The sequence below is a fragment of the Blastococcus sp. CCUG 61487 genome (genome assembly GCF_005222955.1).
Lineage (GTDB): Bacteria > Actinomycetota > Actinomycetes > Mycobacteriales > Geodermatophilaceae > Blastococcus.
The window spans coordinates 1-10119 of sequence record NZ_LWUA01000009.1; the positions used below are offsets into that span (position 1 = coordinate 1).

The window sequence follows — 10119 nt, forward strand, 5'->3', positions numbered from 1 at the left end:
ACCAGTTGAATCCACCTTGCGTGCCGCGGTCCGAGTGGAAAATTGCACCGTCGGCGACGTGGCCGCCGTCGATGGCCATCTGGAGGGCGTCGGTGACCAGGGCGGTGCGCATGTGCGCGGCGGTCTGCCAGCCCACGACCATCCGGGTGGCCAGGTCGATGACGGTGGCCAGGTACAGCCAGCCCTCACCGGTGCGTAGGTAGGTGATGTCGCCGACCAGCCGCTGCCCGGGCGCCTCGGCGGTGAAGTCCCGCTCGAGTAGATCCGGCGCGGGCAACTGGTCCTGCCCCGGGACGGTGGTGCGCTTGTAGGCCCGCGGCTGGACCGCCGTCAGGCCCAGCTCACGCATCAGGTCCGCGACCAGCCCGACCGAGCACTCGATGCCTCGGCGGTTGAGCGCAGCGGTGATCCGCCGGCAGCCCGAGGTCTGCCGGGAGGCTTCGAACTCGGCAGCGACCTCGACCGCCAGCGCCCGGCGCCGGGCCCGGGTCGGGGTCTCCACCCGGTTGGTCCAGGCGTAGAAGCTCGACCGCGGCACGCGCAGCAGACGGCACATGAACGCGATCGGATAGTTGGCCTTCTCCGCGTCGATCACAGCGCAGCGCTCGGCTACGGCTGCGTCCGCGCGAAGAAGGCCGCCGCTTTTTTCAGGAACTCGTTCTCCATCCGCAGACGGCGGATTTCGTCTTCCATCTCATTCACGCGAGCGCGCTCCACGGGATTCAGTTCCGGAACGGGCTCCGGATTATCGCGCCGCCACAGGTTGACCCAGTTGCCCAGCGTGCCCTCATTGATCCCCAGGTCACGGGCGACCTCGGCGATCGGCTTGCCGGTCTCGAGCACCATCTGCACGGCCTCGGCCCTGAACTGCGGACTGAACTTCCGCCGCTGCTCTGGCATGGACAGATCCTCTCAGCACGGAGTCACTGTCCAAGATCGTTGGTACACCCCAGAACGAGAACTACAACGGCTTGCTGCGCCAGTACTTTCCCAAGGGCACCGACCTGTCCGTGCACACCGACGCCCACGTCGCCGCGGTCATGCACGAACTGAACACCCGCCCCCGCAAAGGCCTCAACTACGACACCCCAGCCGCCCGCTTCCGCGCCGAAATGCGAAGCCCTTCCCTCCCACCGTCACACAGCTAGGCTCTACAACGAAGATCAACACGGGCTCGCGTTGCGTCGACCGCTGGAATCCACCGTCCCCTTGCGGAAAGGGACCCCGGGCGGCCCTTACGGCACACCTGCGAGGGCTCGCCCGGCTGGGGCTGCAGCGCTTCTGCTCGGGGTCCTGCGGGACGTTGTGTTCGGTCGTCCTTCCGCATACGGGAACTTTGGTTGCGCTCTATGTTCTGGCTAGCCGCCCAGGCACCGTGGCCGCCCCTCTATAGTGAGGCAGTGCCCCACCAGGACCTCCAAGACCCGTCCGGCGTGATTAGCGCCACTGAAGTTCTTAGGTTGATTTCGGAGGGTGGGCCTTTTGGGCTCATCCGTCACGAAAACTCGAGCACAATTGATGTCCTACTCGGCTCCGTCACCACGCTGGATGCCCTCAGTGATGTGCCCTCCCGGACTCGAGGCGCCCCAGGGCCGGATGTCCTGTTGTTGGTGCCCTACCGGCAAATCACCGAAAGGGGCTTCGTTGCTCATGACGACGGGGCGCCCTTGGTCTGTCTGCAGGTCGAGCGGCACCTTGCAGTGGAGGTGTCCGACTTCGTCGAGCGTTGTCCCCAGCCAGAACTAAGCATCACCGACACGACGTACGACCTGGACGACGAGCAGTACGGTGAAATCGTCCGTCGCATCGTGGCAGATGAGATCGGTGAAGGCGAGGGCGCGAACTTCGTCGTCCGCAGGACGCTCGAGGGGCAGATCGAGGACTGGTCCACCGATCGAGCACTCGGCGTGTTCCGTAATCTGCTACTGAATGAGGTTGGCGCTTACTGGACGTTCTGCATTCAGACGCCGGAACGCACTTTGATCGGCGCTTCTCCGGAGCGGCACATCAGCAGCCGCAGCGGAACGGTCACGATGAACCCGATCAGTGGCACTTTCCGCATGCCATCCGAGGACATCTCCGATGTTGAACTCCAGGAGCGGCTGGTCGCCTTCTTGTCGGACGAGAAGGAAAGACTCGAGCTCATGATGGTGGTGGACGAAGAACTCAAGATGATGGCGGCCCTCTGCCCCGACGGGGGACGCGTCATCGGGCCGCTGCTGAAGCCGATGAGTCACCTCGTGCACACGGAGTACATGCTTGAGGGGACATCGAAGCTCGACCCGCGCGACCTGCTGCGCGGCAGCATGTTCGCTGCCACGGTGCTCGGCAGTCCCGTGGAGAACGCCTGCCGTGTCGTCAAGCGCTACGAAGCCTCCGGTCGCGGGTACTACGGCGCGGTACTCGCTGAGATCGGGTGGGACGAGCAGGGGCAGCAGTACCTCGATGCGCCCATCGTGATCCGCACCGCGGACATCGACCCGCAGGGGCGACTCCGTGTGGGTGTTGGTGCAACGCTGGTCCGCGACTCGGTTCCGGAGGAGGAGGTCGCCGAGACGAAGTCGAAGCTGGCGGGTCTGCTCGTCGCGCTCGGAATGGCACCCGCGCGCAGTCGCCGTTCACGCCACTCGGTGCACGAGCTGATTCCACCGGACGACCCGCGGCTGACGGTGCGCAACGAGCAACTCTCCCCCTTCTGGCTCAATGAGTCACCGTTCGCGGGAGAGGTCTCGGATCTCGCTGGTCGCACCGTGGAATTGGTTTCCGCGGAAGATGACTTCTCGATCATGCTGGCGCACATGCTGCGGCGCATGGGGATGCGAGTACACGCGTCCAGCTGGCGGGAGGGCGACGAGCGTCGCCTCGATGCCGACGTCCTCCTCGTGGGCCCCGGACCCGGCGACCCGCGAGCGACCGATAGCCCACGCATGGCCGAATTGCGCCGACTCGTGGCTGAGCGCCTGCACGAGGCACGGCCTCTCGTAGCGGTGTGCCTGGGGCATCAGGTGTTGGCGGATGCTCTCGGTTTCGAGCTCCGACACAAACGGGCGGTCGTCCAGGGCGCGCAGGAGGAGATCGAGCTCTTCGGGCGCCGGGAGCTGGCCGGCTTCTACAACACCTTCACCGCGGTGCTGCCGCGGGACGGCCGAGGGCTGCCGTTCGACTGCGCAGTGGACGGGGACGAGGTGGTCGCGATACGTGGCCCCGGTTTCGCGAGCATGCAGTTCCACGCGGAGTCGGTTCTGACGCCCCGTGGGTACCAGCTGCTCGCCGACACGGTTCTCGCGGCGCTCGCGCCCGACCGGTCCTCCCCGTCGTCCGACGACCAGCCAGAGGGAGCCGCGACGGTATCGCCCCCGTGAGCATCCGCCTGCCCGAGGCTCCAGCACTGACTTTCCGCACGGTCGAAGTGCCTGCTCCCGTGGCGCGTCTGTTGGATGCGTTGCCCGAGGAGGATGCGGTTGCCTGGGTCCATGGAGGGCAGGGGCTCGTCGGCTGGGGGTCGGCGGCCCGGCTGCACCTCGATCCGTCCGGCGAGACCACCGATGGACATCTGCTGGCCGCCGATACGTGGTGGAAACAGCTGGTCACCCGAGCCGATGTCGAGGACGACGTCCGGATACCTGGGACCGGCCCTGTCGCATTCGGATCGTTCGCGTTCGACGCCGCCCTCGCCCCGTCGGTGATGGTTGTGCCCAAGGTCGTGCTGGGCACCCGCGACGGCTGCTGGTGGCTCACCGTCGCGGACGACGACCATGCCGTCATATCGAGGGCGAGCGCGCCGCGTCCACCTCACGGTGTCACCTACGGAGTGGGTTCACTCGACGATGCGGCATGGATGGCCGCCGTCGAGGTGGTCGTCGCTCACATCCGCGCGAACAGGCTCAAGAAGGTGGTACTTGCCCGGGACGTCGTGGCGCGTCTGGAAGATCCACTTGACGTCCGGTGGCCGTTGCACCGACTGGCCGAGGGCTACTCGCAGTGCTGGACGTTCCTGGTCGACGGCCTCTTCGGTGCGTCGCCCGAGCCGGTCCTGTCCTTGCGCGGCGGCGTGGCCGCCTCTCTCGTTCTTGCCGGCACCGCTGTACGCGGAGATGCCCTAGGGATGTCATCCGGTGCCGCGCTGCTCGAGTCGGACAAGGACCTCGAGGAGCATTCGTACAGCGTCGCCTCGGTGCGTGAGGTCCTCCGGCGGCATTGCGTCTCGGTGGAGGTGAGCGACGGACCGCTCTTGTTGCACCTGCCGAACGTGACCCATCTCGCCAGCGAGGTTCGCGGCCGCGTGCGTGAGGGGACCGGCGCTCTTCAGCTGCTGGCTGATCTGCACCCGACGGCGGCGGTCTGCGGGACGCCGACCGCCACTGCCCGACAACTGATCCGCGAGGTCGAAGGGCTCGACCGCGGCCGATACGCCGGGCCGGTGGGCTGGATGGATGCCGCCGGCGACGGCGAGTGGTGCATCGCTCTTCGTTGCGCGCAGATCGATCCCACCGACATGCAGCGGGTACGCCTGTTCGGAGGGGGCGGGATGGTCAGGGATTCCGTCCCCTCCGATGAGCTCGCAGAGAGCAACGCGAAGTTGCTGCCGGTACAGCAAGCCCTCAGCAGCTGACGGACGGGCAGTTCTGGACCGCCTCACCCGGGCTCATGTGGGCGCCGGTGCCCCCCGCTCCGGCGTCCTGCATCAGCTACCCGGCGGGCACCTCGGTGCTCCCTCCTCGGATCGGCTGGCAGGCCGGACAGCTCGGATTGACGTCGAAGCTGAGCTGACGCGTCTCCGCCTTCAGCCCGTTGTAGGTCAGCATCCGGCCGAAGAGCGGACTACCGATCTGCAGGATGATGTTGAGCACCTCCATCACCTGCAGCATGCCCACGGTGCCTGCGAGCGCCCCGACCACCCCGGAAGCGCTGCAGCTGGGGGCCAGCGAGTCCGGCGCCGCTTCGGGGAAGAGACATGCGTAGCAGGGCGTGCCGAGGTGGGGCGCGAAGGAGTACACCTGCCCGGAGAACTGGAACACGCTCGCTGAGACGAGCGTCTGTCGGTGGGCGAGGACGGCCTGATTGACCGCATAGCGGGTCTCGAAGTTGTCACTGCCGTCGACGACGATGTCCACGCCCTCGAGCAGCCGGGCGGCATTGCCCGTGTCCAGCATCTCGTTGCGCACCTCCAACGCCACCAGGGGGTTGAACTCCGAGAGGCGTTTGCGCGCGACCTCGACCTTCGGTGCGCCGACCGAGGCGGTGTCGAAGAGGATCTGCCGCTGGAGGTTGCTCGCGTCCACCACGTCGTGGTCGATGAGCCGGAGGGTGCCGACGCCGGCGGCGGCGAGATAGTAGGCGATGGGCGCCCCCAGCCCGCCGGTGCCCACCACGGCGACACGGGCCTTCTTCAGCAGCAGCTGACCCGGCTCCCCGACGCGGGGAAGCGAGAGGTGCCGCGCGTATCTCGAGCGCTCCGGGTCGGTCAGCATGACCGGCTGCTCGACCGGCAGGCCCCGGCTGCTCCAAGCACTGAAGCCACCGACCAGTGAACGCGCATTCGAATAGCCCAGGTCCTGCAGCCCTCGGAGGGCGAGCAAGGACTGCCTCCCCGCCTGGCAGTAGAGGACGATGGGTGCATCCCGCGCGATGGCCTGCTGCGCCAGCTCCAGCTCGATGAACCGCTGGCCCACCGCTCTGGCTCCCGGCAGAGCGCCCGCACGCATGAGTTCCGGCTCCCTCAGGTCGAAGAGCACCACGTTGGACAGCTCGTCGCCGGAGGAGAGCTCCTCCGGCGAGACCTGGGGGAGTGTCTGACCGAGGTTTGAGATGAGGTCTTCGATCGTGTGCTTCGGGGTCGTCACGCTGTCACCTGCAGGGGTTCTCCGGTCTCGAGGTTGACCTCACGTGCCCGGGACCCCTCGAGGAGGAACCCGCGAAGTTCCGGTGCGTTCGGGTCCAGCAGTGACACGATGAGGTAGAGGTAGCCAGGCGGGACGGGGCGGTCGAGGTCGCGTCCCGTGGGGACGGCCACCGACACCGCGTGGCAGTGGTAAACGCTCTGCACCCGCAGACCCTTCGCGCGCGCCGCGGTGAACGCCTGGTACATGGACTCCGGGGGGATCTGGAATCCATAGGGCCAGGCCCCCGCGTTCGGAGTGCATTCGACGGCGCGTGCGACGCCCTGCTCGTCGAACAGCAGCAGGCCGCACGCCTGGTTCGGAAGTTGGGCGCGACAGTGCTCGATGACCTGCAGCTGGATGTCGAACGGGACCCGGAGCGCCACTCTCACCCTCCCCGAATCGCCGTCAGCAGGCAGACTTCGTCGCGGTTCTCCACGCGCCGGGTCTCGCACGCCTCCGCAGGCACGAGCTTGCCGTTGTGGAAGATGTGAATGTGCGGGCTCAGCGCGCCGTCCACCAGGATCTTCTCCGCGAGCGAGACATTGCGCTGGCACAGGCTCCGCACCGCTTCACCGACGGTGCTCGCGGGAATCTCCAGCGTGTCCTCGCCATCGTCGGCGAAGCTGTCGAGCGGCGGTTGCAGAATGACTTGCACGAGTTCGCCCATCGCGTTTCTCCTACCCGTAGTTGTGCTTCGACGGTCGATTCGTTCCGGCGGTTTCTGATACCAGTTGTCGCGCCGCAGCCGCCCGGCAACCTGCCAGGACGTGCCGGAACAGGTCCGCCGTCCATGCCGGGTCGAAGCCGAGCCCACGTGCGCCTTCCGTCCGCTGATCGATCAGCGCCTCCTCGCGCTCCGGGTCGAACAAGGGCAAGCCCAGCTTCGCCTTCGCTCGGCCGATGGCGGCCGACACGGCGGCGCGCTTGCCGAGCACCGCGAGGAACTCGCGGTCGACTGCATCCATGCGGGTGCGCAGCTGCGCCACTTCGTCGCGCTGCGTCGTCCCGGACACCGTCCCCCTGGGGGAGGCGGCCACTCCGCCCGCCGGGGCAGCGATCGCATTGGCCGCGCTCAGCGCGGCGCACGCCCGGTGGTTGTTGCTGTTGAGGACTGCGAGATCCAACCCCGCGTGCACGGCGAGCGCGATGTATGCCGCTACGACCGACCCGCCCTCCGGGTGACCCAGGCCCGCATTCTCCGGCCAAATAATGGTGCGCAGACCCAGCCGGCTCGCCTCGGCGAGGGTTCCCAGGCTGACGCGCAGCGAGCTGGGCAGCACGTGATGCGAGGGGGAGAGGGCGTCTACCACGATGTCGGTCGACGACAGTCCCGCTCCTTCGATCGTTCGCAGCACGCCCTCGATGACCTTCATGCGGCCCGCGACACTGTCGGGCATGCCCTCGTCACCGATCGGCTGAAGCACCAGCGCACAGGGATGGTCGCCGACCGCTTTCAGGACTTGCTCCAGCTTCCGCCGCTCACCGCTCACGTAGTTGACCAGCGGCTTTCCGCGGTACCGCGCCAGAGCGGCACTCAGCGCTCGCTCATCGAAGAAGTTCAGCAACAGCCCCACGTGCGGGTAGTCGTTGGCGACCTCGACCAGCCGTGGGAGGAGATCTTCCTCTCGCTCATCCGCAGACCGCGCGAAGAGACTCACCATCGCCGCGCCCTGCTCGGAAGCACGGGCGAAGCACTCGTGGAACAAGCGCACGCGGTCGTCGACCGAGAGGTGGAACTGCTGTCGGATCAGGCTCGGGTCGGTGACGTAGTCCAGTTCGCCCGCCACGAGCTGGCAGCGCCCCACGTGCAAGGGGATGGGCTCGCCCGCCGCGGTGAGGATCGGCGGAACACTCGCGTCACGCATACAACGCCTCCAGGCGGGTCCGGAAAAAGGCTTCTACGGCCGTGCGCCGCGGCTTCCCCGTGCCCGTCAGGAGACGGGCCTCCGTGGTGAGCGGAGACGCGAGCAGCACGAAGTCGACGATGTGCTCGTGCTGGGGAAGGTCGCTGTTGATCCTCGCGATGTGCGGCTCCACGGCCGCTCGGTCGAGGCCTTCGTCCGACTGCGGCGCCAGAACTGCGACGAGGAAGGGTTTCTGGTCGCCGAAGACGAGCGCGTGCGATACGCCCGGGATGGCGCTGAGCCGCTGCTCGATGGGCGCAGGGTTCACGTTCTTGCCCCGGTCGGTGATGATGACTTCCTTGGCACGCCCGTAGAGGCTGAGGAAGCCGTCGCGCAGCTCGCCGAGGTCACCGGTCTGGATCCAGCCGTCCGACCCGAAGGTGGCGAGACTCTCCTCCTGCGGAACGTTCAGGTATCGCGTCGTCCGGCGTGCGGACAGGCGCACCAGGACCCGTCCGTCGTCCTCCACCGCCAGCTCGACACCGGGCCAGGGCCGACCGACCGTTCCGAAGCGCGCCTCGCCGGGCACGTTGCAGGTCAGCATCTGTGTCTCCGACATGCCGTAGCCCTCGAAGACGGGCAGCCCACAGAGCGCGAGGAAGCGCCTGAGCTCGAGGGAGCTCGGCGCAGCCCCGATGATCATCACCTTGAGATGGGTGCCCACCGCCGTATCCACCTCGGGCATCAGCACAGGGCGCAGCAGCTTCGCCAGCTCGAGCGCGGAAGGCGTGGCGTCCTGGGCCATCCACGCAGCGACCGCAGCCCCACGTAGACCGTCCGTCGGCAGCGCCCGGCGCACCTTCGTGGCCAGCTGCTGGTAGACGCTGGGAACGGTGATGAGCACCGCGGGCTGCAACGCCGCGCACTGCAGGGCGACGCGCAACGGATCTGCCAGCGTGACGTCGTAGCCCCAGCCGAGCCCTCCCAGCAGGTACTCGAAGTGCACCACGTGCGAGAACGGGTGGCAGATGAGCCAGACGTCGTCGTGGGTGATCCCGAAGAGGCGGCAGAAGTCCTCGATGAAGTGCTCGGTGCATTCGGGCGCCAGGCGGAAGGACTTCACCTTCGCCGACGCGGTCGTACCGGACGTGAACGCCACCCAGGAGAAATGGGCGTCCGCAGGAGAGAGGGGGGCCGCCTCCGTTCGCGCGCCGGCCGCTGCCAGGCCTTCCAGCGCGACCTTTGGTGTCCCCTCGAAGCATCCGAAGGCCAGCTGAGAGTTCCCGAGAACGGCGCAGTCGAGGGAGAGGTCGTCCAGACCAGCCCGTGCATCGTCGTCACCGAGCGACTCGGGGAGCGCCACCACTTCCACCCCGGCGAAAAGGCAGGCCAGTGCAGCGATCGCCCAGTCGTAGCCACTGGCGCCCATGACCGCGCACCGTCCGCCCTTCCGGCAGCCGGCCGCGGCGAGGAGCGTCCAGGCACCCAGCGCTTCCCGCAACACCTGCGGAAAGGCTCGATCCTGACGCTCGCCGTCGGCATCGAAGAAGGACAGCCGGTTGGCGCTGTTCTCGGACAGCCGCTGGGGGAGCGAGGTGATCGACCAGCTCGGCACCGTCCCCGTCCCGTCTGCCTCAAGGCCAATTCTCATCCGGACTCCTTCCCCGAGGAGCAGTGGGTGACGAGCTCCGACAGAGGGACTCGGACAGTGCGGCAGCGGTTGGCCGGCGCGTCCGCGTCCGCCACGCCGAAGGAGACGCCGCAGACGACGGCTTCGCTCTCGGGGATGGGCAGGTGCCGGCGCAGCACGTGTGGGAACTGAGCAAGGGAGGCCTGGGCGCAGCCCGCCAGGCCCTCGGCCTCGAGTGCCAGCAAGAAGCCGTACAGGAAGGACCCGAGGTCCACGAGCGCATAGGGTCCGATCGCCCGTGGGACGGTCAGGATGAGTCCCTGCGGCGCGTCGAAGAAGCGCCAGTTGGACATCACCGCGTCGACGATCGCCCGGAACTGGTTCATCCCTGTCAGCCCGCGTGCAGCCATGAGCGCATCGTCGGCTTCTCGCTTCCGGGAGAGGTGCGGCTCCTCGTACTCGGGGAGGTCCTGGACATCCGGCGCCGCCTCCCGGTTCCGTGCGGCCTCGAGCAGCTCGGGCTTGAGTCGGTCCAGCGTCCCGCCGGCGACGACGTAGGCACGCCAGGGCTGCACGTTGCACCAGGAGGGCGCGTGTCGGGCGACCTCGAGGATCCGGTCGATGCGTTCGCGCTCCAGCCGCTGCGGTAGGAAGGCACGCGTCGAACGGCGCGCCTCGAACAACGCGGCGAGGGCGTCGAGGTCGACCTCAGCAACCGACCTCGTCATGCGGCGGCCTTTCTCGGCTCTTCGCGGTTCCCGGT

General features: G+C 67.7%; 10 protein-coding genes and 1 pseudogene. 3 read left to right on the plus strand and 8 right to left on the minus strand.

Features of this window, described 5'->3' with window-relative positions:
• Both A6V29_RS00870 and A6V29_RS00875 read right to left on the minus strand, forming a co-directional pair.
• Positions 1–595 (minus strand): IS3 family transposase (locus A6V29_RS00870; RefSeq protein WP_137158529.1); only part of this gene is annotated, 595 nt, incomplete at its 3' end.
• Positions 596–609: 14 nt separating this feature from the next.
• Positions 610–900, minus strand: coding sequence for a transposase (locus tag A6V29_RS00875; protein ID WP_137158530.1), 291 nt, complete (start codon positions 898–900; stop codon positions 610–612).
• Between the two features lie 53 nt (positions 901–953).
• Between A6V29_RS00875 and A6V29_RS00880 the strand changes: the two are divergent.
• The 3 genes and pseudogenes from A6V29_RS00880 to A6V29_RS00890 form a co-directional block, all read left to right on the plus strand.
• Positions 954–1148 (plus strand): annotated as a pseudogene (locus A6V29_RS00880) (transposase); the annotation flags it as partial.
• Positions 1149–1610: 462 nt separating this feature from the next.
• Positions 1611–3362: an anthranilate synthase family protein gene (locus A6V29_RS00885; protein WP_249932902.1), complete on the plus strand. Its 1752-nt coding sequence runs from the start codon at positions 1611–1613 to the stop codon at positions 3360–3362.
• The gene (locus A6V29_RS00890) at positions 3359–4612 is read left to right on the plus strand and encodes an isochorismate synthase (RefSeq protein ID WP_212718905.1); all 1254 of its coding nucleotides are present in this window, start codon (positions 3359–3361) and stop codon (positions 4610–4612) included. Before A6V29_RS00885 ends, A6V29_RS00890 begins: the two co-directional genes overlap by 4 nt.
• Positions 4613–4688: 76 nt before the next feature.
• Here the strand turns inward: A6V29_RS00890 and moeB are convergent, their stop codons facing one another.
• From moeB to A6V29_RS00920, 6 genes are all read right to left on the minus strand, one after another.
• Positions 4689–5843 (minus strand): molybdopterin-synthase adenylyltransferase MoeB, encoded by a 1155-nt coding sequence (gene moeB / locus A6V29_RS00895; RefSeq protein WP_137158532.1) that lies wholly within the window; start codon positions 5841–5843, stop codon positions 4689–4691.
• A complete protein-coding gene (locus A6V29_RS00900; RefSeq protein WP_170977641.1) occupies positions 5840–6265 on the minus strand; it encodes a M67 family metallopeptidase in 426 nt (141 codons plus the stop codon). The genes moeB and A6V29_RS00900 overlap by 4 nt, the downstream gene beginning before the upstream one ends.
• Positions 6266–6267: 2 nt before the next feature.
• Entirely contained in the window at positions 6268–6549 is a 282-nt protein-coding gene (locus A6V29_RS00905; protein WP_137158534.1) for a MoaD/ThiS family protein, read from the minus strand.
• Between the two features lie 10 nt (positions 6550–6559).
• Entirely contained in the window at positions 6560–7747 is a 1188-nt protein-coding gene (locus A6V29_RS00910) for a chorismate mutase (protein ID WP_137158535.1), read from the minus strand.
• A complete protein-coding gene (locus A6V29_RS00915) occupies positions 7740–9341 on the minus strand; it encodes an AMP-binding protein (RefSeq protein WP_170977642.1) in 1602 nt (533 codons plus the stop codon). The genes A6V29_RS00910 and A6V29_RS00915 overlap by 8 nt, the downstream gene beginning before the upstream one ends.
• 32 nt (positions 9342–9373) lie before the next feature.
• On the minus strand, positions 9374–10119 hold a 746-nt coding region (locus tag A6V29_RS00920; protein WP_212718908.1), incomplete at its 5' end, for a nitroreductase.